This window comes from Streptomyces sp. NPDC101181, from assembly GCF_044767975.1.
Taxonomy (GTDB): Bacteria; Actinomycetota; Actinomycetes; order Streptomycetales; family Streptomycetaceae; genus Streptomyces.
Genome location: NZ_JBIWOX010000022.1, coordinates 1 through 23,009, shown reverse-complemented (window position 1 = coordinate 23,009; position 23,009 = coordinate 1). Strand labels below are relative to the sequence as shown.

Here is a 23,009-nt window from a genome sequence, read left to right as displayed (position 1 = left end):
TGGCGCGCGGGGCGGCCGGTCAGTACACGCCCTCCACCGCCTCCTCCGCGCCGTCGCCGTCCTCCTCCAGGGGGCGCACCGCGGCCACCCCGTCCCAGGGGAACCACGGGTGCGGCCCGGTCCGGACGGCGCTGTCCCGCTCCAGCAGGTGCGGGATGAACAGGTCCTCCAGGAGCGTGGTGACCCGCACCCGCCCGCGCTCTCCGACGGCCACCTCCCGCCACGGGTCGTGCGGGTCCACGACGGTCAGCACCGCGAAGGGCGGCGGCAGGTGGTACGAGTGCGTCGCGCCCGGCGGCAGGGCGGGGCCGTCCGGCACGGCGTCGGCCTGGAGGGCGTGGCCGGCGAGCGTGTTGCCGTAGGTGTCGAGCCACGCCACGCCCGCCAGGTGCTCCTCGCGCAGGAACTGCGCCTCGGCGGGGGTGCAGGAGGTCCCGCCGGTGCAGACGGCCCGTACCCCGTACGTGTGCAGGGGCTCCGGCAGCCGCATGGCCAGCTCGACGAGCAGCCGGGGGGTGGTGAACAGGAACGCGGGGCGCTCGGCGGAGAGCAGCGGCAGCGTCTGGGCGACGAGGTGACCGGTGTAGGTGTCCGCGTCCCCGCCCGAGCGCAGCGCGGTCTTCACCCAGCGCGGGTCGAAGTCGATGGCGTGCACGGCCCCGTGCCAGGAGTCCGCGAGGGCCTCCACGAAGTGCCCGTAGGCGTGCGGGCCCATGGGGGTCATGGCGAGGACGTCGCCGCCGCTCAGGCCGCGGGCCTCCAGCACGGTCCGGTAGATCTCCACGTCGTACGCGAGGCGGGTGACGTTCACGATCCGGCAGGGGGCGCCGGTGGTGCCGCCGGTCTCGAAGATCCGGAACGGGCGGTCCCGGTAGCCGCGCGGCCGCAGGTCCCGGGCGCGGGCGGCCCGGAGGGGGGCCTTGTCGAAGAGGCCGAACAGCTCCAGGTCCGCGTACCCCTGGACGTCCTTCACCGGGTCGAAGCCGAGAGAGTCGCGGCGGGAGACCCAGAACGGGGAGCCGGTCTCCGGCGAGAAGTGCCACCGCATCATGCGGCGCGTCCAGGCGTCGAGACCGACGGCCAGCTCCGGGACGCGCTCGCGCATCGCCGGGTAGGCCGCGGCGGGCCCGCCCGGAGTGGCCCGGGCAGGCCCGGCGGTCGGTGGTGTCGTCATCGGGGATCCCTCCGGACCGCCGCCGCGGACCACGGGCGGAACACGAACAGCGAACGGGCGGCGAGGGCTTCGGCGGCCGGGGCGGTGGCGCGGGCGACGGCGGCGAACGGGAAGGGGACCTCGTGGCCGAGCAACGGGTGCTCGGGCGCCCCCGGGGGCTGATCGCCGGTCAGCACCAGATGGGGGGTGGCGTAGGTGTCGCCCCCGGTCACCACCACCGGGGGTCTGCGGGTGAGCAGCCGGTCCCCGGGGCGCATCCGCTCCGCGACGGAACGGGTGGCCCGCTCGGCGGCTCCCGGTTCCCGGAAGGCCGTCAACGGCCAGGTGGAGTCGGCCGTCCGGGGATCGATCGTGTCCAGCGCGGCGGCCAGAGCACGGGCCAGCGGTTCGGCCGGTCCCGCGGTGAGCACGGTCCGTACGTTGCTGCAGAACCGGCCGGAGTCGGCGGCGATCAGCGGGAGCAGCCAGTCGGCCGCCGCCGCGGTCGCCATCCCCGCGGGCACCAGGGCGCACGCCCGGCCGGGGCCGTGCAGGGTGAGGCCGGCCGGGGTCCGGACGGCGGCGGCGAGCGCGGAGCCGCCGTAGACCACGTGCCGGTCGGTGAGCCGGATCAGGCCGCGCAGCGCGGGCTGAGCGGTCGGGTAGAGGGAGACGCGCTCCGGGGGCCAGCCCGCCGCGAGCAGGGCGGCGACCAGCCGGGCCGCCGAGAGCGGTTCGCGTCGGCTGGGGCGGACCCACACCGCCGCCGACCGCTCGACCTGCTCCAGCACCGTCTCCAGGCAGGTGAAGGTGTTGCCGGGCAGGGACACCAGGGCCAGGGCCCGGTCCGGCGACGGCTCGGGGCGGGCCTCCAGGGTGGTCCGGAGCATCCCGCACCAGCGCTCGGCCAGCGGCCCCGGTATCCCGGCCGACTCCCACAGCGCGTCCCGGAACTCCGCGCCGCTCTGCGGCCCGAGCCCGCCGACGTCCAGGGTCCCGCGCTCGAACAGGTCCAGGGCGTCCAGCAGCAGTTCGCGCCGCCGGTCCGGGGCTGGCGGCAGCCCGGGGGCGAGGCCGTCCCAGCGGCGGCGGTCGGCGGCGGCCACGATCTCCGGGACCAGGGCGAGCCGGTCCCCGGCGCGTCCGGGCAGCGGCGCGGTGTCCAGGGACGGGGTCCAGCGGCCCCGGCGGAAGGCGTGCAGGAGGCGCGTCACGACAGCTCGCAGCGGAGCGCTGAGACCACCCGGATCTGCTCCTCGTGGGTGAGGGAGGGGTACAGCGGCAGCGCGATGTGGTGACGGGCGAACCACCGGCCGCGCGGGAACAGCTCCCCCGGGCCGGTGGCGTCCCGGAAGTAGGGGTGGTCGCACAGCAGATGGTCGTAGACCTCGCCCGCCAGCCGCACGCCGTGCCGCTCGCGGAGCCTGCTCTTCAGCGTGTCCCGGTCCACCGGTCCGTCGAGGTGGGCGAGGTACTTGTAGTAGTTGCTCCCCGCCTCCGGGGGCACCGGGTGCGGCCGCAGCGACGGGACGTCCTTCAGCAGGGTGTCGTAGTGCGCGGCGAGCGACCGCCGCGCGGACAGGGTCCGCGCGAACCGCTCCAGGTCCACCGTGCCGAGGGCGGCGTGCAGTTCGCTGAGCCGCCAGTTGCCGCCCGGCCGGTCGTGCAGGGTGGAGCCCTGGGCGCTCTTGCCGTGGTCGCGCCAGCGCCGTACGTCCTCCAGGTCGCCCGGAGCGGCGGAGGTGAGGAGCCCGCCCTCGCCGCTGAGGGCGACCTTGGTGGGGAAGAACGAGAAGGCCCCGAACCGGCCGAGGCTTCCCGCCGGTCGCTCGCCCAGCGTGCTGCCGAAGGCGTGCGCCGCGTCCTCCAGGACCGGGATGCCGTGCTCCGCGCACGCGGCGAGGACGCCGTCGAGTGCCGGGGAGAGGATCCCGCCGATGTGGACGGGTACCACGGCGGCGGTGTCCGGCCACCGCTCCAGCGCGGTGCGCAGGGCGTCCGGGTCCATGCCGAGTCCGTCCAGCTCCACGTCGACGAACCGGGCGCGGCCCCCGGCGCGCACCGCGGCGGCGGCCGTCGCGAAGAAGGTGTTGACGGGAACGAGCACCGTGCGGCCCGCCACCCCGATGGTGCGCAGGGCGATCTCCAGGGCGGCGGAGCCCGAGGCGACCGCGGTGCCCGGGGTGCCGGTCCAGTCGCGGGTCAGCTCCTCGAACCGGGCGACCAGCGGGCCCTGGGTCAGGACGCCGGAGGCGAGCGCCCCGTCCACCCGCTCCAGGACCGTGCGCCGCTCGGCGACGGTGAAGCGGACGCGCTGGGCGGGCACGGGGGCCGGGTGCGCGGGGGCCCCGGCCAGTTCCCGGGCGAAGAACTCGGCGGCGTGCACCGGGTGCGTGCCGTGGCCCATGGGGAGTTCGAGCACGTCGGGCTCGGGGGCGCCCGCCTCCTCGTACGCCCGGCGGACGCTCTCGGCGGCGGCGCGGGCGTCCGCCGTCTCCAGATACGGGTCCCGCGTGCCGTACTGGAGCTGGAGGGGGGCCGGGGCCAGGGCCGCGTAGAGGTCGGGGAGGTCGGCGTGTTCCAGGACGCCGGGCAGGGCCGCGCCCTCGAACCCGGTCAGCAGCCGCCCGTAGAGCGCCGGATAGCTGCCGAGGTGGGCGGCCGCGCAGAGGGGCAGGGGCCGGTCGGTCAGCAGCGCGGTGTGCAGGGCGACGGCCGCGCCCAGGCTGTGTCCGAACAGGCCGGTGCGGCCGGCGTCCGCCAGCGGGTGGGCGCGCAGCACCTCCAGCGCGCCGAGCGCGTCCCCGGTCAGCGCGCCCAGCAGCGAGTGGCCGGTGAGCGCGAAGGCATGGGCGAGCAGAGCCCCTTCGTCGCGGCCCGCGAGCCGGTCGGGGTCGAGCCCGCCGCCGATGCCGTGGTCCAGGGCCAGGGTGGTGAACCCGGCCCTGGCGAGCCGGGCGGCGATGTCGCGGTCGGGGTGGTCGGGGGGCGTCGCCCCGGTCAGGTGGTCCAGGCGGGCGTTCTTCCCGCCGAGGACCAGGACGCCGGGCAGCGGGGTCGGCTCCCCTTCGGTGGAGGTTTCGGAGGAGGAGTTCTCGGGGGAGAGCAGGACCGCCCGGAACGCGCCGCGCGCCGGGGAGGCGAGGGTGAGGTCCTCCCGCCGCAGCCCGTCGCGCACGGTCACGGTGGAGGCGGTCACCCGGACCTCGCGGTGCGCGGGTTCGACCCGCGCCAGGCGCTCGACGCGGGCCCGCAGCGCGGTGCGGCGCGCGGCGGACCCGGCCGGGCCGGAGGGGGCGTACGGCGCCGGCGGGGTGTCGAGGAGTCGGCGCAGGGAGCTGATCTGCATGGTGATGGGAGGCCCGGTTTCGTGAGAGGAGCGGCGGGCCCGGGAGGCCGGGCCCGTGACGTCGGCTCAGATGAAGTCGGCGTGCAGGGTGCTGGGGACTTCCACGGCGTAGGAGTCCAGGGCCCGGTCCAGCTGGATCTGACCGCGGTGCAGGTGTTCCAGCAGCTCGTTCTGCGGCCGGTAGAAGCACGACTTGCACAGGTCGGTGCGGCGGGGGTTGGCCGCCTCCCACTCGGCGCGCGGACCGCCCTCCAGCACCTGCGCGTAGCCCTGGTCCAGGACGTTGCCGATGAGATAGCGGCTGTTGAGGTGGACCTGCGGGCACGGGTAGAGGTTGCCGTCGGCGCCGACCGCCGTCACGAACCGGCTGTAGTGGCAGCGCTCGAAGTCGCCCTCGACGTCCTCGACCTGGTCCATCGGCCCCCGGTCGAGCTTGGGTACGGAGACCTCGTAGGCGTCGGTGGAGAGGGTCGCGGCCTCCCGCAGGGCCTCGGTGATCTCCGGCATCACCGCCTCGATGGTCTCGTGGCCGAGCGCGCTGTAGAACTCCGGCTCGAAGCGCACGTAGTGGGCGCCGGACTCCAGGCCGATACGGGCCGCGTCCAGGATCTCCTGGTGGTTGGCCCGGGTGATGACGAAGTTGAAGCCGATCCGGAAGTCCGGGGCCACCGCCGTCTCGCGCAGCCGTCCCACGGCCGAGACGAAGGACGCGAAGGTCTGCTCCCGGTCCCGGGTGATCTCGTTGAACGTGGCCTCGGTCCCGGCGTTGAGCCCGATCCGTACCCAGGTGTGGGTGTCCGCGACGGCCTCGGCGATGGCCGGGCGGCCGAGCCGGGAGCCGTTGGTGATCAGGCCGATGCGCAGTCCGGCCTCGTGCGCGGACCGGCTGATCTGCGCGTATCCGGGGTGGATGGTGCACTCGCCGCTGCCGCAGAAGGTCACGGCGCGGCCGTCGTTGGCGGCGAACTCCCGCATCAGCGTGACGGCCTTGTCGGTCCTGATGGAGTCCTTGAACGAGAAGAGGTCGTAGAACTGCTCCTCGTTGGGGGAGTGGAAGTTGCAGAAGTGGCAGCGCATGTTGCAGGCGCCCATGATCCCGATCCGCATGTGGATCGGCTTGAACTCGTCCCCCGCAACGAAACGCCGCAGCAGATCGCCGTGGGCCATGACCTTCTGCGGGGAATGCGCCTGGTCGAGAGTGACCGGCAACAACGGAAGGGGATCTTCCGTAACGGTCGCGGGACTGTCCTGAGCATCACCAAAGCCGTTCACGGGACCCCCAATGTGGCCGTTCAGCCGCCTGTGCGATGAGTGGTCCAGACCATAGGAGGAGCTTCTCGGGGGTGTCAACAGCCTTGGTTCGACCGGTTTTTCACAGATCCACACCCTCGTCGAGCAGTCCGGCTTTGGCGATCAGATAGGCGAGCTGAGCGCGGCTGCGGCTGTTGAAGGTCTCCGCGGCCCTGCGCACATGGGTGGCCACCGTACGGACGCTCATGCCGAGCCGTCCCGCGATGGCCTCGTCGGTATATCCGTTGACCATGAGCTGGAGAATGGACTTGCGCGTTTCGTCGGCGAGCAGCGGCGGCCGGTGGGCCCCGGGGGAGTAGCTGAGCGGAGTGGCCCGTTCCCAGGCGTGTTCGAAGATCCCCACGAGATAGCGGATCAGTCCCGGGTGCTCGATGGCCAGGGCGGTCCTGCTGCGTTGTTCACCCGGATCGGGAACAAAGGCGATGCGCTGATCGATGACGATGATCCGGTCGAACACCTCGTCCAGCGTCCTGACTTCCGCCCCCGCGCCGGATATCTGCTCGACGTAGGAGAGCGTGGGGCTGTGGGTCCGCACGGTGTGCTGGTAGATCGTCCGCTGCCGCACCCCGCGGGCGAGCGCCGGGAGGTCGCTGTCGAGCGCTTTCGCCAGCAGCTCCGGTGGGCGGCCGCCGCCGGGCTGGGCGGTCAGCAGCTCCTGCCGGCAGGAGTCCACGGCCGAGCTGAGCGTGGTGCTGATGAGGTCGGCGCCGGTGATCACCCGCGCTGCCTGGACGCCGTCCTCCCGGTAGCTGTCCCGGTAGACCTGCTCGGCCCGCTGGATCGATGTGCGTACGGCGTCGAGCGCGTGCTGCTGCCGGTCGATGGCCGCTTCCATCGGCCGGACCAGGCTTCCCGCGGCGAGTCCCGGCGGAATGGCGACCAGCCGGCCGTCGTCGGTGCGCCGCAGAAGTCCCAGCCGCGTCAGGCACTCGGGGGATTCCCCCTTTATCGAGTGACCCTTCAAAAAGCGCGCATAGAACTCGAGCCCCCTCTCGCAGATCTCAGACGCCTGGACATTATTCAGTATGTCCGATTTCATGCACATCTGTACATCCTTCAGGTTCGCGCGATGCATGATCATGCCACACGTTTCCCCTGTCGCAAGTGAGTTTCGAACAGCAGGATTCTCGGCAGGCAACACGACAACTCGACCCGGAGTCGGCCACGGAAAAGAGGGGGGCGGCCGGACATCCGGAGGAGCTGATTCCCATAAGGCCTTCGGCGTATTTTCGCCGACGTCTTTTCGATGGTCTCGGCCGCTCCCGGATCGTTCGCCGGAATGACGCAGGAAAACGCGGTCCGTGGTCACCGCGTCTGTCGGAGGGACGAGTGAAGAGCAGAGGGAGACGGCCCTTTCGCCCCGCTCGCAGTTCCCATTTGTCAATCACGATGCAGGGTGGTCAGGAATGCGAACCGAAGGAAAAGAAGACGTCATCGACGCACCCGTCGACACCGTACGGGTGAGGGCGCGGGTCGAGGTCCCGATCAACGTTCCGGGCCTGGGGCGACGCCCGAGCACCATGGTCAGCTTTCACGGTCTGCACGACAGCCGCGAGCACATCGCGGTCCTGCTCCCGGGCTGGGAGAAGCGGAGCGACCCGCTGGTCAGAGTGCACTCCGAATGCCTCACCGGTGACGTCTTCGGCTCCCAGCGCTGCGACTGCGGCCCCCAGCTCCACGAGGCCCTCGCGATCTGCTCCCACGAGGGCGGCATCATCCTCTACCTGCGCCAGGAGGGGCGCGGGATCGGGCTCTACAACAAGTTCGACGCCTACCTCCTCCAGGACCAGGGGCTCGACACCTTCGAGGCCAACGCGGTCCTCAACTTCGGCCACGACCTGCGGGACTACCGGGTGGCGGCCGAGATGCTGCGGGCCCTGGACATCCCCGAGATCCGGCTGCTCTCCAACAACCCTGAGAAGGGGGCCCAGTTGCGGGCGCACGGCGTCGCGATCACCGAGGTCGTCACCACGGGCACCTTCGTCAACGAGAACAACCACGCCTACCTGACGGCCAAGCGCGAACGGGCCGGTCATGCCCTGGAGGTCTGAGACGCCGCCCGGCGCCGCCGCCGAGCCGACCGGTCCGGAGCGGGCCGCCATGCGCCGGGCGCTGGAGATCGCCGCGGACCGGGTGGGATCGACCGGCGTCAACCCCGCGGTCGGCTGCGTCCTCCTCGACGCCGACGGCACCACCCTCGCGACCGGCGTCCACCGGGGCCCCGGCACCCCGCACGCCGAGGCCGACGCGCTGCGCCGGGCCGGAGAGCGCGCCCGGGGCGCCACCGCCGTGGTCACCCTGGAACCCTGCGACCACCAGGGCCGCACCGGCCCCTGTTCCCGCGCGCTGATCGAGGCCGGGGTCCGCCGCGTGCTGTACGCGGTCGACGACCCGAACCACCTCGCCGCGGGCGGTGCCGCGCGGCTCGCCGCCGCGGGCGTCGAGGTGGTCGGCGGCGTCCTTCAGGAGGAGGCCGAGGCGGTCCTGGAGATGTGGCTCACCGCCGTCCGCACCGGACGGCCCTTCGTCACCTGGAAGTTCGCCACCACCCTGGACGGCCGCAGCGCCGCCGCCGACGGCTCCTCCCGCTGGATCAGCTCGCCCGAGTCCCGGGCCGACGCGCACCGCCTGCGCGCCCGGCACGACGCGATCCTCGTCGGCGCCGGCACCTGGCGGGCCGACGACCCCCGGCTCGACCTGCGCCACGGCGTCGAGGGCACCGCGCCGCTGCGCGTGGCGCTGGACGCCCGCGGTGAACTGCCCGCCGGGGCACGCCTGCTGGACGGCGAGCCGCCCGCGCTGGTGGTGACCGCGCCCGGCACCGGCATCGCGGGCGTCGACGAGGCGAACGTCCTGCGCCTGAAGACCGGCGCGGACGGGCGCTTCCCGCCGCTCGCCCTGCTCGAAGCGCTGGGCGAACGGGGCGTGCGCTCCGTGCTCGTCGAGGGCGGGCCCCGGCTCGCCGCCGCCTTCCTCACCGCCGGTCTCACCGACCGTGTCGTCGCCTACGTGGCACCGCTGCTGCTGGGCTCCGAGGGCGTCAGCGCCGTCGGTGGGCTGGGCATCGCGTCGATCGGCGACGCGCACCGGCTCCGCGTCACCGCGGTGGACCGGACCGGAAGTGATCTGCGGGTCGAACTCCGCCCCGCCGCCAGGACCAGAGGGACACAGTGACTGGATTTCTCCTCCCCAACGCCCGCCTCGTACCACGGGAACACCCCGCGACCGACGCCGGGGAACTGCCCCCGGTCACCCTGCTCATCCCGTTCTACCGGGAGACCCCCGAGATCCTGCGGCGCTCCGCCGCGATGCTCCCGGCGCTGGACTACCCGCACGGGAAGCTGTCGGTGCGCTGGCTCCTGGACGCCCGTCACCCCGAGGACGTGGCGGCCGCCGAGGCCGTCGCCGCCGCGGCCCGCCCGGACTTCGACGGCGACCTGCGGGTGGTGGCCGTGCCCACGATGACCCCGAAGGCCAAGGCCCTCAACCACGCGCTGCGCGAGGTCCAGGACCCGTTCGTCGCCGTCTACGACGCGGACACCGTCCCGGACCCGGCCCAGCTCAGGCAGGCCGTGGCCGCGCTGGAGGCCCGCGACCTCGACGTGGTCGACGCCATCGAACTGCCCGAGCCGGGCGGCGACCTGGTCAACCGGATCACGCTCGCGCAGTCCGCCGCCTTCTTCGGCGCCATGGAGTACGTCAACCGCCGCACCGGGACGCACATGCTGCTCGGCAGCTCCGTCTACTTCCGCCGCAAGGCGCTGGAGGAGGTCGGCCCGCTCCGCGAGGACGGGGTCGAGGAGCTGTACGAGTGGGCGGTGCGCGCCGCCGCCGCGGGTGTCCGCATGGGGCGCGTCGTCTCCTTCTCGTACGGCACCCGGGTCTCGCTCGTGGGGCCCGCGCTGCGCCAGCGCACCCGGTGGATCCGCGGGCAGCTCGACATCGGCTTCCGCTTCTTGCGCGGCGAGCCGTTGCCCGGCCGGCCGCGCGCCGCCGTGACGCTGATGACCCTCAGCCTGCTCGCCCAGCTCAGCGTCCTGCCCGTGACGGCCGGGGCCCTGCGCTACCGCGCGCTGCGGCTGCCCGCCGCCGCCCTGCTCGCCGGGGAGGCCCTGCGGATCCGCTCCGTCTCCCGCGACCCGGTGTGGGAGGTCCTGCGGGTCGGCTCCGGCTGGGTGTTCCTGCTGCCGTTCGAACTGGCGGAGTCGACCTCGGCCTGGCGCGCGGTGTGGGAGCTGGCCACCGGCCGCGACACCTGGCACAAGGTCCGGCCGGAGACGGCCGGGACCACCACGACGGAGGGCACGGCATGATCAACCTGGGTCTGCCCCGCATCCCGCAGCGCGGCCGCATCTTCTCCTCCGTCTTCATCGACACCTTCGGCTGGGGCCTGTTCGCCCCGCTGGCCTTCCTCTACTTCTCCTTCGGCACCGGGCTGTCCTTCTCGGCCATCGGATCGGCGGTCAGCGCCGGAACGCTCGCCTCCCTCCCGGTGGCGCTGATCGCGGGCTGGCTGGTCGACCGGTTCTCGCCCAAGTCCGTGCTGGTGGCCAGCAACCTGGTCACCGCGGTGGGCTACGGCCTCTACCCGTTCGCCTCCGAGTGGACATTGATCGCGGTCGCCACGTTCCTGGTGATGGCCGGGGACCGGCTGTACTGGGCGAGCTGGCCGGTGATCGTGGTGGACCTGACGTCGGGCCGCAAGCTCGACGCCACCTACGCGGCGGTCGGCACCATCAAGAACTTCACCGTCGCCACCGGGGCCCTCGCCAGCTCCGGGCTCACCATCCTCTTCGGCCGCGGCGCCGCCGACCTCGTGCTGGCGCTGAACGTGATCACCTCGCTGGTCGCCGCGGTGCTCCTGGCCGGGGTGAACGTCGCCGCCAGGCGCCCGCCCGAGGAACCCGCGGCCGGGGAGAAGGAGCTCGGCTGGGGGGCCGCGTTCAAGGACCACGCCTTCACCGGCTTCTGCTTCTCCTTCATGCTCCTGACCTTCGCCTGGGCCCTGCCCGCGACGATCCTCCCCGCCTATGCGACACAGATCATGAAGCTGCCCGGCTGGGCGCCCGCGTTCTTCCTCGGGATCAACAGCGTCGCCATCATGCTCGCCCAGATGCCGGTGACGGCGAAGGTCGCCCACGTCCCCCGCCAGCGCCTCATCGTCCGGGCCGGACTGATCTTCACCGTGGTCTTCACCGGGCTCTACCTCGTCACCAAGGTCCCGCCGGGCACCGCGATCGTGCTGCTCGTCCCGGTGATGCTGGTCTTCACCCTCGGCGAGATGATCGCCCTGCCCGCCGCCAACGCGCTGGTGGCGAGCAGCGCGCCCACCGCGATCCGCGGCCGGTACATGTCGCTCTTCCAGCTCTCCTGGGGGCTCTCCGGCCTCTTCATCCCGCTGCTCGCCGGGTTCGTCCTGGACCGGGGCGCCCTGTGGGTGTGCGCCGCGTTCGGCGGGATCGCCCTGCTCGCCGCCCTCGGCGTCCAGCTCACCGCGTACCGCATCGCCCCCGCCGACGACGAGGAGGCCGAAGCCCCCGGGGCGGCGGTCCCCGGCCCGGACGACGACGGCGGCCCGGACGACAGCCTCGCGCCCGTCACCACGAAGGATGTGTCATGAGCCAGACGTCCCCCCGCCCCGGCATCCGGGTCATGGCCCACCCCCGGCGACGGGCCCAGGCGCAGGACCTGCTGGACCGCGTCCCGTCCGCCGGGGGGCATCCCGCCGACGCACCGCTGCTCGTCCTCGACCCGGAACCGGACGGCCCGCCCACCCCGCTGCGCACGGCGGCGGCCGCCTGGGCCGGACCGTACGGCACGGCGAGCCACCGGCTCGTCCTCCAGGACGACGTCCTGCCCGCCGACGGCTTCCTGGACCTGGTGGCCGAGGCCGTCGCCGGCCGGCCCGAGGACCCCATCGCGTTCTACGGCAACTGGAACCACTGGAACGGCGCGGCCGTGCGGCTCGCCGCGCTCAGCGGCGCGGGCTGGGCGCGGGCCATCCCGGACGAGTACGCGCCCTCCCTCGCCGTGGCGCTCCCCCGCGACCTGGCCGAGAAGTTCGCCGCGTACGCCGCGGAGTCGCTGCGGCACGGCGCGCCGCCGGACGACGAGGCCCTGGCCGCGTTCCTCCGGGAGCGGGGGGCCGCGCTGTACATCGCCGTGCCCAACCTGGTCGAACACCGGGGCGGCGAGAGCCTGGTGGGCAACGACAACCAGGGGCCGCGGCGCTCGCCCTGCTTCGTGGGCGACGCGCCGGACGCCCGGCGCACCGGCCCCGGCTCCGGGACGCTGGAGGCGCTGGACTTCTACCCGCACTTCTTCAAGGGGCACGTCTACGGCCTCACCCCCACGGGCCCCGGCGGCCGTTACGTCAAGACGTACTGGGACGAGAGCGTCCGGGCCCTGGGCATCGACCCGGGCCGGGTCCGCGAACTGGCCCGGTGGGAGCCGGTCCCCGCGGTGCTGTTCCGCGACCTCGCGGCCGCCGGACTCCAGATCCACCACGCCACTGCGGCCTGGACGGCGGCCGTCCTCTACGGGGCCACCCTGGAGCGGCTCCCCGCCGGTGACCGCGGGCCGGACCCCGCCGTCCGCGCCCGCGCCGTGGAGACCATCCCGCTGGGCGGCCTGGCCCAGGTGGTCGGCCTGCCGCTGCTGCGCCGGGTCATGGACCCGCTGCGCAGGCTGACCGAGGAGGGGCTGAGCGCCGGGGCGGAGCTGGCCGCCGCCGCCGCGCCGCTCGGCACGCCCGGCTGACGGATCCCCCGCGACCCGGCAACCCCCTCTCCACCGCTCGCCACTTCGCTGCCTCACCACCCCGATGTCCCACCCTTTTGTCCCGCTTCACCCCACCTGCCCATCCATCTGCTCTGTCAGGAGTTCGAGAGATCATGCGGACAGTCGACGTCTTCCACCCCCGCGCCACCAGCGACACCTCCGCGGTGCACGCCTCCCCCCAGACCTCCGTCGCGTTCAGCCCGGACGGGGTCCACTACGCCAGCGCCGGTTACGACGGCCGCGTCGCCCTCTGGGACCGCACCGGCACCGCCCCGCGCTGGATCGGCCGCCACTCCCGGCTCGTCAACGGGGTGCGGTTCTCGCCCTCCGGGCGGCTTCTCGCCAGTGGTTCTGCCGACAAGACCTGCCGGATCTGGGACGTGGCCACCGGCCGCCAGGTCCAGCTGCTCGCCCGGCAGCCCGACGACCTCAACGCCCTGGCCTGGCTGGACGAGAACCGCCTGGTCACCGTCTCGCAGGACGGCACCGGCCGGATCTGGGACATCCGCACCGGCGTCCTGGAGGACGGCGTGATCTTCCACGCCGACCACTGCATGTCGGTCGACGCCGCGCCCACCGGTGTCCTCGCCAGCTGCGGCGAGGACGCCACCATCCGCCTCTGGGACACCAACGGCGCGCTGCTGCGCGACCTGCCGCAGGCCGGGCACGCCGAGATGTGCCGCTGGTCGCCCGACGGGACGCTCCTCGCGGCCAGTTGCGACGACGGCTTCGTGCACATCGTGCGGACCGACGGCGAACTGGTCACCAAGGTCGGCCCGTACACCGCCGCCGTGAAGTCGGTCGCCTGGTCGAAGGACGGCGCCCGCATCGTCATCGGCGCCTACGACAGCACCATCACCCTGTGGGACATAGCCGACTGCCGCCCCCTGGTCCGCTGGTACGGCGCGCACCTGTGGCCGCGCTCGGTGGACTGGTCGGCGGACGGCCGGACCATCATCGCCGGTACGTTCTCGGCGCTGCCCGCCGTGATCGACGTCCCCGGCATCGCGGCGGACGCCCTGCCCGGCGAGGTCCGCGAGATCATCCTGGAGGCACCCGTCTCCACGCACGGCGTCAACCACGTCTCGGCCGCGGGGGAGGTGCTGGCCGCGGGCAGCGACAACGGCACGGTCCGGGTCTGGAGCCACCCCGGGGCCACCGCGCGCGAGGTCCCGGTGGGCAACGGCAGCCTGATCAACACCGTGGCCGTGTCGGAGGCGCTGCCGGGACTCGTCGCCTACGGCTCGTTCTCCGGGCGGGTGGGCGTCGCCGACGCCGCCACCGGCGAGGACGTCGCCTTCGTCGAGCGCGCGCACCCGGTGAACCGGGCCGCCTGGTCCCCGGACGGCAAGCGGCTCGCGGTCGCCGACTACGAGGGCGGACTCGACCTCTACACCTGGACCGGCGACGACCTGGTGCCCGGCGTCCACTACGAGGGCCACGACGGGTCCATCAAGGACGTGTCCTGGGTCGACGCGGACCGCCTGGTCACCTACTCCACCGACCGCCAGGCCCACCTGATCACCGCCGAGGGCAGGCTGATCCGCTCCTTCGGCGGCCACGGCGAACTCATCAACGGCGGTTCGGTGACCCGGGTGGCGGGCCGCTCGCTCCTCGCCACCGTCTCCCGCGACCGCACCAGCCGCATCTACGACCTGGACACCGGGGAGCTGCTCCAGGTCCTGGTCGGCCACGACGAGTCCGCCAAGTGCGCGGCCTGGCACCCGGGCGGCGAACCGCTGCTCGTCACCGGCTCCTACGACTACACCGGGCGGCTGTGGGTCCTGGACCCGACGACCCTCGCCCCGCTCCACAGCCACGTGCTGGACGGCCACGGCAGCGCGGTGAGCGCGGTGACCTGGCTCGGCGACGCGGCGGTCACCGCCTCCTGGGACAGCCGGGTGGTCGCCTGGACGCCGGACGCCGACCCCGCCCGCACCCCGGTCCCGGCCGAGCTGGCCACGGACTGGACCGACACGGAGGACCCCCGATGAACGCCCTGGGCCTGAAGCTGAGTTTGCCCGCCTCCTTCACCCTGTCCGACGACGAGACGGCGGTGGTCCGGCGGGCCGCGGAGAGCGTGTGCCGCGCCGCGGGCGGCCGGCTGGACGACCCCGACACGACGGCCGCGGCGCGCGGCGCCTGGGAGGAGCTGCCGGGCCGTTTCCGGGCGGCGGTACGCGACTTCCGCCGGGACTCGGGCGACTGCGGGGCCATGCTGTTCCGCGGACTGCCCGTCGACGAGGCCCTGGTGCCGCCCACCCCGAAGGCGGACGGCTCCGTCCGCCGCGAGACGACGGTCCCGGCCGCCACCCTGCTGATGACCGCCGCCGGCGGTTTGGGCGACCCGGCCGCCTACGCCCCGGAGAAGTCCGGCGCGCTGGTGCAGGACGTCGTGCCGGTACCGGGCAAGGAGGACTTCGAGGGCAACGCCGGGTCAACCCTGCTCTCCTTCCACATCGAGAACGCCTTCCACGTCCACCGCCCGGACTTCGTGATGCTGCTGTGCCTGCGCGCCGACCACGACGGCGCGGCGGGACTGCGTACCGGATCGGTACGCCAGGCGCTGCCCGCACTGTCGGAGCGGACCAGGCAGGCCCTGTTCCGACCGGAGTTCAGCACCCAGCCGCCGCCCTCCTTCGGCTCGGCGGACGGCACCACCCCGCCCAGGCCGGTGCTCTCCGGCGACCCGGAGGACCCCGACCTGCGGGTGGACTTCTCCGCCACGACGGCCCTGACCCGTGAGGCGCGCCAGGCGCTCGTCGAGCTGGAGGCGGCCATCGACGCGGCCTCCCACACGGTCCGGCTCACCCCGGGGGACCTGGCGATCGTGGACAACCGGGTGACCACGCACGGCCGGACCGCGTTCCGGCCGCGCTACGACGGGGGCGACCGCTGGCTGCTCCGCACCTTCGCGGTGGCCGACCTGCGACGTTCCCGTAGCCATCGCCCCGGCGACGGCTACGTGCTGAGCCACTGAGCACCTCGGCGGGCCGGGGCCCGGTCCTCACGACCGGGCCCCGGCCGCTCACCCACGACAGCGGGAACGAACGCATGGCACCCATGAGCACGGGGCTCCACGTCAACGCCGTCGTCCTCGGCGCCTCCCACCGGATCTGCGCGATCTGGAAGGTGAGCGGACCGGTCGGGCGGCGGGAGGGCTGCGCGTTCCCGTTCGCGCTGCTGCTGCGCAGGCGCGGCACCGAACAGGACTGGGCGGCCGAGACCGCGCTCGGCGCGCTGGCCGGACGGCGCGCCGACGGGCCGGTCTGTGTGGACCTCACCACCACGGTGCACGGCATCGAGGTCGGCGCGCTGCGCCCGGGGCTCTGCGGGACCGACCTCCTGGAGGCGTCCCGGACGGCGCTGGGCGAGGGGCACCGGGAGTGGGCGCGGCGCGCCGACGAGGACCCGTCGGCCTTCCACGCGGCGGCGTCCGGGAGTTACGTCCTGCGGCGGCACGCGGCGGTGCTGGCGGGACAGGGGCCCCGGGGGCGCGGCGGCGGCCCGGTGCGGGTCGTCCATGAGCGGGAGCAGCCGGTGCTGCGGGCCTACGCGGCTGCGCTGCTGGCCCGGACCGGGACGGGGAGTGCCGCGTGATCATCGCCTTCGACCTGATGGACACGCTGCTGAGGGACCCCTACCGGGAGGCGCACGAGAAGGCCTTCGGCATCTCCTTCGACGAGTTCGCCCGGCGCCGCCCGGAGGGTCTTTATCACGCGCTGGAGCGCGGAGAGTTGACGGAGGAGGCTTACTGGAGTGCTCTGCGTGACGCCGGACTCACCTTCGACGTCGAGGTGTTCCACCGTACGCGCAAGGAACATTACGCCTGGTTGAACGGCATGCGAGAGCTGGTGACCGAGTGCGGACGCGCGCATCGGATTGTCGTCGCGTCCAATTACCCTGTCTGGCTAGAGGAGATTGGTACAGACCTGCTTGGCGGTACGGGCCTGGAGATTTACGGCTCGTACCGGTTCGGGGCCCGGAAGCCCTCCGAGCGGTTCTTCCGCCTCCTGTGCGAGGAGACCGACGTCGCTCTCCGGGATCTGGTCCTGATCGATGACGTGCGCGCGAACACCGACGCGGTGGCGGCACTGGGCGGGATCGGCATCCCCTTCGCATCGGCCCACGCCGCCCGCCAACAGTTGTGCCGACATGGCCTGTTGACCGGCTGACGGGGGTCGCGCCACCCGCACCGCCGCACCGATCAGCTGGGAGAGAGACCATGTCTGACCCCGAACCGCGACTGCACCGAGCGGCCTCGGACCTCGCCTACTTCAGCACCGACGGCGAGACCTACGTATCACCCGCCCCGCTGCGGGACCTGAAGAAGACCCGCCCCCTGCGCGTCCTGTCCGAGGAGGACTTCACCTTCTGGCAGACGTACGGCTATGTCGTCGTCCGCCGGGCCATCGAGCCCGCCGCCGCCCGAAGACTCCTCGACTTCGCCTGGGACTTCCAGGGGCTCGACCCCGAGCGCCCCGAGAGCTGGTACGCGGAGCGGGAGTTCGCCACCGATCTCGAACGCGACCTGTACGTCTACGGCTTCGTCGAGGCCTACCAGCACCAGTACATCTGGGACAGCCGCCAGGCCCAGCGCGTCTACGACGCCTTCGTGGACGTCTGGGACTGCGAGGAGCTCTGGGTGACCCTGGACCGGCTCAACCTCAACCCGCCCAACGTGAGGAACCGCGACCGGGCCTTGATAGCCCCGACGGACCAGGGCTTCGACATCGAGCTGCACTGGGACGTCGACACCACACTCGCCGATCCCCCGCAGCGGGTCCAGGGGATCATCGCGCTCAACGACACCCGCCCCGAGCTCGGCGGGTTCCAGTGCAACCCCGAGCTGTTCCGCCGCTTCGAGGAGTGGGCGGCCGGCCAGCCCGCGGACCGGGACCCGATCAGGCCCGCGGTCGACCGCGAGGAGTACCCGGTGGTGCGGCCCGCGCTGGAGGCGGGCGACCTGCTGATCTGGAACGGCCTGCTCGCCCACGGGGTGGAGCGCAACACCTCCGAGGAGGGCGTCCGTTCGGTGCAGTACCTCTCGATGATGCCCGCCCTCGAATCGCACGAGGAGATGCGGCGCTCAAGGATCGACTCCTGGCGCAACCTCACCACCCCCGACTGGAACAAGACGCTCGTCGGCGACGCGACGCGGCACGAATCGCAGCGCTACGGCTCCGCCGAGCTGACCGGCCTCGGCGAGAAGCTGCTCGGTCTCACCCCCTGGGGGGAGCGATGACACGCCGGATCTGCCTGGCCCTGCCCACCAACCGGGCCTGCCCCGAAACCCTCACGGCCATCGGCGCCGAGGCCGACCACGCGGCGCGGCACTTCGGTGTCGAGGTGCACCTGCTGATCCTCGACTCCTGCGACCGGCCGGTGTTCCAGGAGCACGCGGACGTCCTCGCCGCCGGGACGCGGGCGCCGGGCGTCCACGTCCACCACCTCGACGAGGACGTCCAGCGGGCGTTCCTGCGGCGGGTGCTGGAGGAGGCCCCGGAGACCGAGCGGGACCGGCTGCTGGAGATGATGCTGCCGTCCGGCGTCTCCTACGGGGCGTGCACCAACCGGGCCTTCCTGATCGCCGCCGCCCTCGGCTGCGAGTCCGTCCACCGCAGGGACTCCGACAGCGCCTACCAGCTCCAGCGGGACGGCGCCCCCGCCCACCCCGTCCACCCCGAGCTGACTTTCCTGGGCAGACGGGCCGGGGACGCGGTGGACGACGCCACCCGGTCCGAGCTGGACCCGGCGGTCGCGGACCGCGACGTGGTGCTCGCCGGAGGCTCCTTCATCGGGGAACTGTCCGTGGACATCGGCGAGATGGAGGCCCTGGACCCGGAGGTCTACCACGACGTGGTCAGCCTGTGGGCCCCGCCCGAGTGGCCGGAGAGCAGGAAGCGGGAGCTGGTCGCGGAGTCCTTCCGCGGCGCGGGCACCGAGCCCTACGTCCGGGACCACACCCTGCTGGGCGTCGTCGACCCCATGCGCGTCGACATGTGCAACATCGCGCTGCGCCGCGAGGTGTACGAGGAGGTGCCGCTGCCCCCGGCCCGCGACACCATCGGCAGCGACTACTTCCTGCTGCACCTCGTGCACGACGCGAAGCTCCCCGGTGTCCTGCACAACCGGGACATCGTCAACTTCTACACCCCCGAGCGGCGCACGGACGCCGGATTCCGCGCCTACCACCGGCGGCTGGCGAAGTTCTTCCTGTCGATGCTCCACTTCAACGACATCTACGACCGGATGGCGGCCGGGAGCGCGGACCTGCTCGACGGCGACCTCCGCGTCCGGCCCGCGGAGATAGCGCGCCTCGCCCGGCGCAGCGCGGTCCTGGACCGCTCCGACAACGTCCACCGGCTGGCGGTCATGGACCGCTCCTACCGGAAACTCGGCGGCAGGTACGCCGAGTTCGCCGACCTCCTGGCCGAGGAGGGGCCGCGCCTGCTGGACGAGGCGCGCGAGGACATCGAGGACTTCGCCCGGCTCACCGACGCGTGGGGCGCGATGGTGCGGACCGCCCGGACCGCGGGCCTCCACGAGCCCGCCGCTGCGTCCGGTCCGGGGCGCTGACCATGGACGTGACACCACGTATGCGCGCGGCCCTGGCGGCCGCCTCCGAGGACAGCGTTGTCATCGATCTGGAAGGGGTGGAGCAGCAGTACACCGCCCTGACCGGGGAGCTGCCCGGCCTGGAGGTCCGCTTCGCGATGAAGGCGTGCCCGGTCGACGAGGTGCTGCTGCGCCTCGCCCGGCTCGGCTCCGGCTTCGACGCGGCGAGCCCGCAGGAGATCGAGCAGGCGCTCGCCACGGGGGTGGCGCCGGAGAAGATCCACTACGGCAACACCATCAAGTCCGACCGCAACATCGCCGACGCCCACCGCCTCGGCGTCCGGGACTTCGCCACCGACAGCGTCGAGGACGTCGCCGCGATCGCCGCCCACGCCCCCGGGGCCCGGGTCTTCTGCCGCCTGGCCACCGACGGGCAGGGGGCCCTGTGGGGCCTCAGCCGCAAGTTCGGCTGCTCGGCGGAGGACGCCGTACGGGTGCTGGAGGCGGCCCGGGACGCGGGGCTCACCCCCGCGGGGCTCTCCGTGCACGTCGGCTCCCAGCAGATGACGCCCGACGCCTGGCGCCGCGCCGTCGACGACCTGGCCGAGGTGATCACCGAGCTGAACGGGCGCGGCATCCACCTCGACCACGTCAACCTCGGCGGCGGGCTCCCCGCCCTCGGGTACGTCGACCGCAACGGCCGGCGGCTCGACCCGCCGCTGGACAAGATGTTCACCGTGATCCGCGAGGGCATGGACCACCTGCGGGCGGTCTCGGCGTCGGAGCTCGGCTTCATCATGGAGCCGGGCCGCCACCTGGTCGCCGACCACGGCGCCATCCGGGCCCAGGTGTCCCGCCTGACCACCCGGCGGCAGCCGGACGGGGAGCGCGAGCACTGGCTCTATCTGAGCTGCGGCAAGTTCAACGGCCTCTACGAGATGGACGCGCTCCAGTACCGGCTGGTCTTCCCCACGCACTCCGCCACCGGCGAACTCGTCCCCGCCGTCGTCGCGGGCCCGACCTGCGACAGCGACGACGCCTACGCGCACGAACGCGGCCGCGTCCCCGTACCCCGCGACGTGGCGTCGGGGGACCCGGTCTGGCTCCTCGCGTGCGGTGCCTACGCCATGGGCTACATGACCCGCGGGTTCAACGGGTTCAGCCCCCTTCCCTGCACGCTGATCGATGAAAGGGCCTGAACCGATGGGCCACGACGTACACATACGCACGATCGCCGAGGACGACTGGCCCGGCATCAGCGCGCTGGAGTCCCGGACCTACACCGCGTGCGACCTCTCCGAGGACCAGAAGGCCCTCAGGTCCCGGACGGTGTCCTCCCCGGAGACCTGCTTCGTCCTGGAGCACGAGCGGCGGACCGTGGGCTACCTCCTCGCGCTGCCCTACCCCTTCCGCCGCTACCCGGACCTCGGCCGGGCCGAGGACACCGTGTTCCGCTCCACCAACCTGCATCTGCACGACTGCGTCGTCGACACGGCCTTCCGCCGCCGGGGATGGGGCACGCGCCTCATCGACCACCTGGCCGGGGCCGCCGGAGCGAAGCGCTTCGAGCGGATCTCCCTCATCGCCGTGGGCGGCAGCGACGCCTTCTGGTCGGCCCGCGGCTACCGGTCCCACACCGAGGTCCCGCTGCCCCCGGGCTACGGCGCGGACGCGGTCTACATGTCCCAGGCCGTGGGGTCCCCGGTGTCCGGGACCGCGCGCACGAACGAAGCGAGCTGATGCCGGTGTTCCGGATCAACGACGATTTCCGCCGCACCCAGGTGGCGATCGCGGCCCTGTTCTGTTTCCTCGGTTTCCAGTACGCCACCTGGGCGTCCCGGCTGCCCGCCCTCAAGTCCGAACTGGGCCTGAGCGAGGCGCAGGTGGGGCTGCTCCTGATGGCCTGCGGGGCGGGCGCGGCCAGCTCCTTCCCGCTGGTCGGCCCGCTGATGCGGCGCCTGGGCTCCCGGCGCCTTACCTTCGTCTCGGCCTTCGCGCTCGGGGTGCTGCTGCTCGCCCTGGCCGCGGCGCCGAACTACCCGGTGGCGCTGCTGGTCATCTGCCTCGACGGGGTCGCCGTCGGCTGCCTCAACGTCGCGATGAACGCCCAGGGGGCGGCGCTTGAGGTCCGCTACGAGCGCACCGCGCTCTCCCAGCTGCACGCCACCTTCAGCGCGGGCTCCCTGCTGGCGGCGCTCCTGGCCTCCGGCATGAACCTGTGGACCACGTCCCTGGCGGCGCACTTCGGGGTGGCGGCGGTGCTCCTGCTGCTCCTGGCCGCCTACGCCCGGCCGAACCTGCTCACCGAGGACCCGCGGCCCGAGAAGGCCGAGGGCGACGAGGGCCGCCGCAAGCTGACCCTGCCGACCCGGGTGACGATCTGGCTGGGCCTGGCGATGACCTTCGGCACGGTCACCGAGGGCGCCATGAACGACTGGTCGGCGCTCTACCTGGAGGACGTCGTGAAGGCCGGGGCGGAGATCGCCCCGCTGGGCATCGCGGTGGTCTCCGTGATGATGGTCCTCGCCCGGCTCTTCGCCGACGGCTGGCGCACCAAGTGGGGCGACGGCCGGGTCGTCCGCGTCGGCAGCGTGCTGGCCGGTACGGGGCTCGCGGTCGCCCTGCTCGTCGGCGGCGTGGTCCCCACGCTGATCGGCTTCGCCTGCGTGGGCCTCGGCGTCGCCGCGGTCACCCCCTGCCTCTACGTCGCCGCCGCCCGCCAGGGCCCGGACGCGCTGGCCCTGGTCGCCGCCATGGGCACCACGGGCCTGCTGGCGGGCCCCGCCCTGATCGGCTTCATCGCCGCGGCCACAAGCCTGGTGTGGGGCATGGGCGCGGTCGCCCTCTCGGCCCTCCTGGTGGCGGCCTGCGCCACCCGCATCCGCTTCACCACGAAGGAGGGGGAGCGCGAGCCGGTCACCTCCGACGTCCCGTCCGGCGCGAGCTGACCGGGCCACTGGGACGGAAACTGAGACGGAGGGCAAAGCGAAGGGCCCGGCTCACTGAGCCGGGCCCTTCGTCTACAGCGGTAGCGGTGGGATTTGAACCCACGGTGACGGGTTACGCCACACTCGCTTTCGAGGCGAGCTCCTTCGGCCGCTCGGACACGCTACCGAGAGAGAGCTTAGACCATCGTCGGGCGCGGAAAGAAATCGGTTCCGGCCGCCGCCCCGCCGATCCCTGACCCGCGGGCCCCGCAGGTCCGGAGCATCGGCCCGTACCGGGTCAGAGCGCCCGGAAGAAGGCTGTCAGCTGCTCGGCGCACGCGTCCTCCAGGACGCCCCCGATCACCTCGGGGCGGTGGTTGAGGCGCCGGTCGCGGACCACGTCCCACAGCGACCCGGCCGCCCCGGCCTTCTCGTCGCGCGCCCCGTAGACGACCCGGTCCACCCGGGACTGGACCAGGGCGCCCGCGCACATCGTGCACGGCTCCAGGGTCACCACGAGCGTGCAGCCGGTCAGCCGCCAGGCCCCGTGCGCCGCGGCCGCCCGGCGCAGGGCCAGGATCTCCGCGTGCGCGGTGGGGTCGCCGGTGGCCTCGCGCTCGTTGTGGCCGGAGGCGAGCGGCGTGCCGTCCGGGCCGAGGACGACGGCGCCGACCGGCACATCGCCGGCCGACGCCGCCCGCGCCGCCTCGGACAGCGCGCGGCGCATCGTCGCCCGCCAGGGGTCGCGTACCGGATCGGGCGGGGAAACGGGGTGCGGGGGAGGGGCTGCGGTCACCCGCGGACCCTAACGGACGACGGCCGCCGCGGCCCCCCCCCCGGCCCCGCCGGGCGGCGCGGCCCCGCCCGCCCCGGGGCCCGGGGGGCGGGGCCGCGCCGGGCCGGCCCCCCCCCCGCCACAGGCGGGCCCCCC

20 protein-coding genes and 1 tRNA gene are annotated in these 23,009 nt (G+C 73.4%); 14 read left to right on the top strand and 7 right to left on the bottom strand.

What is annotated here, in order from left to right:
• Window positions 1-19: 19 nt before the first annotated feature.
• The 5 genes from ACIRRU_RS26370 to ACIRRU_RS26350 all read right to left on the bottom strand — a co-directional run bounded on the left by ACIRRU_RS26370 (window position 20) and on the right by ACIRRU_RS26350 (window position 6,777).
• Entirely contained in the window at window positions 20-1,174 is a 1,155-nt protein-coding gene (locus ACIRRU_RS26370; RefSeq protein ID WP_403684443.1) for a hypothetical protein, read from the bottom strand.
• On the bottom strand, window positions 1,171-2,367 hold the full coding sequence (locus ACIRRU_RS26365) for a hypothetical protein (protein WP_403684441.1): 1,197 nt from the start codon (window positions 2,365-2,367) through the stop codon (window positions 1,171-1,173). Before ACIRRU_RS26365 ends, ACIRRU_RS26370 begins: the two co-directional genes overlap by 4 nt.
• On the bottom strand, window positions 2,364-4,502 hold the full coding sequence (locus ACIRRU_RS26360) for a DegT/DnrJ/EryC1/StrS family aminotransferase (RefSeq protein WP_403684440.1): 2,139 nt from the start codon (window positions 4,500-4,502) through the stop codon (window positions 2,364-2,366). Before ACIRRU_RS26360 ends, ACIRRU_RS26365 begins: the two co-directional genes overlap by 4 nt.
• Before the next feature lie 66 nt (window positions 4,503-4,568).
• Entirely contained in the window at window positions 4,569-5,711 is a 1,143-nt protein-coding gene (locus ACIRRU_RS26355) for a radical SAM protein (RefSeq protein WP_363203613.1), read from the bottom strand.
• A 163-nt stretch (window positions 5,712-5,874) separates the two neighbouring features.
• On the bottom strand, window positions 5,875-6,777 hold the full coding sequence (locus tag ACIRRU_RS26350) for a LuxR C-terminal-related transcriptional regulator (protein WP_403684438.1): 903 nt from the start codon (window positions 6,775-6,777) through the stop codon (window positions 5,875-5,877).
• A 442-nt stretch (window positions 6,778-7,219) separates the two neighbouring features.
• On the opposite strand from ACIRRU_RS26350, the gene ribA reads away from it, so the two are divergent.
• The 14 genes from ribA to ACIRRU_RS26280 all read left to right on the top strand — a co-directional run bounded on the left by ribA (window position 7,220) and on the right by ACIRRU_RS26280 (window position 22,099).
• Window positions 7,220-7,864, top strand: coding sequence for a GTP cyclohydrolase II (gene ribA, locus ACIRRU_RS26345; RefSeq protein WP_403684436.1), 645 nt, complete (start codon window positions 7,220-7,222; stop codon window positions 7,862-7,864).
• A gap of 49 nt (window positions 7,865-7,913) precedes the next feature.
• Window positions 7,914-8,987 (top strand): bifunctional diaminohydroxyphosphoribosylaminopyrimidine deaminase/5-amino-6-(5-phosphoribosylamino)uracil reductase RibD, encoded by a 1,074-nt coding sequence (gene ribD, locus ACIRRU_RS26340; RefSeq protein WP_403684593.1) that lies wholly within the window; start codon window positions 7,914-7,916, stop codon window positions 8,985-8,987.
• The gene (locus ACIRRU_RS26335) at window positions 8,984-10,126 is read left to right on the top strand and encodes a glycosyltransferase family 2 protein (RefSeq protein WP_403684434.1); all 1,143 of its coding nucleotides are present in this window, start codon (window positions 8,984-8,986) and stop codon (window positions 10,124-10,126) included. The genes ribD and ACIRRU_RS26335 overlap by 4 nt, the downstream gene beginning before the upstream one ends.
• Complete coding sequence (locus ACIRRU_RS26330) at window positions 10,123-11,433, top strand: MFS transporter (RefSeq protein WP_363203617.1); 1,311 nt, start codon at window positions 10,123-10,125, stop codon at window positions 11,431-11,433. The genes ACIRRU_RS26335 and ACIRRU_RS26330 overlap by 4 nt, the downstream gene beginning before the upstream one ends.
• The gene (locus ACIRRU_RS26325; RefSeq protein ID WP_403684432.1) at window positions 11,430-12,572 is read left to right on the top strand and encodes a hypothetical protein; all 1,143 of its coding nucleotides are present in this window, start codon (window positions 11,430-11,432) and stop codon (window positions 12,570-12,572) included. The genes ACIRRU_RS26330 and ACIRRU_RS26325 overlap by 4 nt, the downstream gene beginning before the upstream one ends.
• Before the next feature lie 134 nt (window positions 12,573-12,706).
• Entirely contained in the window at window positions 12,707-14,587 is a 1,881-nt protein-coding gene (locus ACIRRU_RS26320) for a WD40 repeat domain-containing protein (RefSeq protein ID WP_403684430.1), read from the top strand.
• Window positions 14,584-15,573: a clavaminate synthase family protein gene (locus ACIRRU_RS26315; RefSeq protein WP_403684428.1), complete on the top strand. Its 990-nt coding sequence runs from the start codon at window positions 14,584-14,586 to the stop codon at window positions 15,571-15,573. Before ACIRRU_RS26320 ends, ACIRRU_RS26315 begins: the two co-directional genes overlap by 4 nt.
• 74 nt (window positions 15,574-15,647) lie before the next feature.
• Entirely contained in the window at window positions 15,648-16,193 is a 546-nt protein-coding gene (locus ACIRRU_RS26310; protein ID WP_403684426.1) for a hypothetical protein, read from the top strand.
• Complete coding sequence (locus ACIRRU_RS26305; RefSeq protein WP_403684424.1) at window positions 16,190-16,768, top strand: hypothetical protein; 579 nt, start codon at window positions 16,190-16,192, stop codon at window positions 16,766-16,768. Before ACIRRU_RS26310 ends, ACIRRU_RS26305 begins: the two co-directional genes overlap by 4 nt.
• 50 nt (window positions 16,769-16,818) lie before the next feature.
• On the top strand, window positions 16,819-17,838 hold the full coding sequence (locus ACIRRU_RS26300; RefSeq protein ID WP_403684423.1) for a phytanoyl-CoA dioxygenase family protein: 1,020 nt from the start codon (window positions 16,819-16,821) through the stop codon (window positions 17,836-17,838).
• The gene (locus ACIRRU_RS26295; protein ID WP_403684421.1) at window positions 17,835-19,172 is read left to right on the top strand and encodes a DUF6271 family protein; all 1,338 of its coding nucleotides are present in this window, start codon (window positions 17,835-17,837) and stop codon (window positions 19,170-19,172) included. Before ACIRRU_RS26300 ends, ACIRRU_RS26295 begins: the two co-directional genes overlap by 4 nt.
• 2 nt (window positions 19,173-19,174) lie before the next feature.
• Window positions 19,175-20,350 carry a type III PLP-dependent enzyme gene (locus ACIRRU_RS26290; protein WP_403684419.1) on the top strand — a complete coding sequence of 392 codons (1,176 nt, stop codon included), beginning with the start codon at window positions 19,175-19,177 and terminating at the stop codon, window positions 20,348-20,350.
• 4 nt (window positions 20,351-20,354) lie between these two features.
• Window positions 20,355-20,891: a GNAT family N-acetyltransferase gene (locus ACIRRU_RS26285; RefSeq protein WP_403684418.1), complete on the top strand. Its 537-nt coding sequence runs from the start codon at window positions 20,355-20,357 to the stop codon at window positions 20,889-20,891.
• Window positions 20,891-22,099, top strand: coding sequence for an MFS transporter (locus tag ACIRRU_RS26280; RefSeq protein ID WP_403684416.1), 1,209 nt, complete (start codon window positions 20,891-20,893; stop codon window positions 22,097-22,099). Before ACIRRU_RS26285 ends, ACIRRU_RS26280 begins: the two co-directional genes overlap by 1 nt.
• Before the next feature lie 78 nt (window positions 22,100-22,177).
• On the opposite strand, the gene ACIRRU_RS26275 is transcribed toward ACIRRU_RS26280, so the two are convergent.
• A tRNA-Ser gene (locus tag ACIRRU_RS26275) sits at window positions 22,178-22,265 on the bottom strand.
• Window positions 22,266-22,376: 111 nt separating this feature from the next.
• Window positions 22,377-22,805, bottom strand: coding sequence for a tRNA adenosine(34) deaminase TadA (gene tadA / locus ACIRRU_RS26270; RefSeq protein WP_403684590.1), 429 nt, complete (start codon window positions 22,803-22,805; stop codon window positions 22,377-22,379).
• Between the last annotated feature and the right edge of the window lie 204 nt (window positions 22,806-23,009).

Bases quoted from the DNA above. Each gene is read 5' to 3' on its own strand.
- ACIRRU_RS26370 (WP_403684443.1), bottom strand. From the start codon at position 1,174: ATGACGACACCACCGACCGCCGGGCCTGCCCGGGCCACTCCGGGCGGG.
- ACIRRU_RS26360 (WP_403684440.1), bottom strand. From the start codon at position 4,502: ATGCAGATCAGCTCCCTGCGCCGACTCCTCGACACCCCGCCGGCGCCG.
- ribA (WP_403684436.1), top strand. From the start codon at position 7,220: ATGCGAACCGAAGGAAAAGAAGACGTCATCGACGCACCCGTCGACACC.
- ribD (WP_403684593.1), top strand. From the start codon at position 7,914: ATGCGCCGGGCGCTGGAGATCGCCGCGGACCGGGTGGGATCGACCGGC.
- ACIRRU_RS26330 (WP_363203617.1), top strand. From the start codon at position 10,123: ATGATCAACCTGGGTCTGCCCCGCATCCCGCAGCGCGGCCGCATCTTC.
- ACIRRU_RS26325 (WP_403684432.1), top strand. From the start codon at position 11,430: ATGAGCCAGACGTCCCCCCGCCCCGGCATCCGGGTCATGGCCCACCCC.
- ACIRRU_RS26320 (WP_403684430.1), top strand. From the start codon at position 12,707: ATGCGGACAGTCGACGTCTTCCACCCCCGCGCCACCAGCGACACCTCC.
- ACIRRU_RS26315 (WP_403684428.1), top strand. From the start codon at position 14,584: ATGAACGCCCTGGGCCTGAAGCTGAGTTTGCCCGCCTCCTTCACCCTG.
- ACIRRU_RS26310 (WP_403684426.1), top strand. From the start codon at position 15,648: ATGGCACCCATGAGCACGGGGCTCCACGTCAACGCCGTCGTCCTCGGC.
- ACIRRU_RS26300 (WP_403684423.1), top strand. From the start codon at position 16,819: ATGTCTGACCCCGAACCGCGACTGCACCGAGCGGCCTCGGACCTCGCC.
- ACIRRU_RS26295 (WP_403684421.1), top strand. From the start codon at position 17,835: ATGACACGCCGGATCTGCCTGGCCCTGCCCACCAACCGGGCCTGCCCC.
- ACIRRU_RS26290 (WP_403684419.1), top strand. From the start codon at position 19,175: ATGGACGTGACACCACGTATGCGCGCGGCCCTGGCGGCCGCCTCCGAG.
- ACIRRU_RS26285 (WP_403684418.1), top strand. From the start codon at position 20,355: ATGGGCCACGACGTACACATACGCACGATCGCCGAGGACGACTGGCCC.
- ACIRRU_RS26280 (WP_403684416.1), top strand. From the start codon at position 20,891: ATGCCGGTGTTCCGGATCAACGACGATTTCCGCCGCACCCAGGTGGCG.
- tadA (WP_403684590.1), bottom strand. From the start codon at position 22,805: ATGCGCCGCGCGCTGTCCGAGGCGGCGCGGGCGGCGTCGGCCGGCGAT.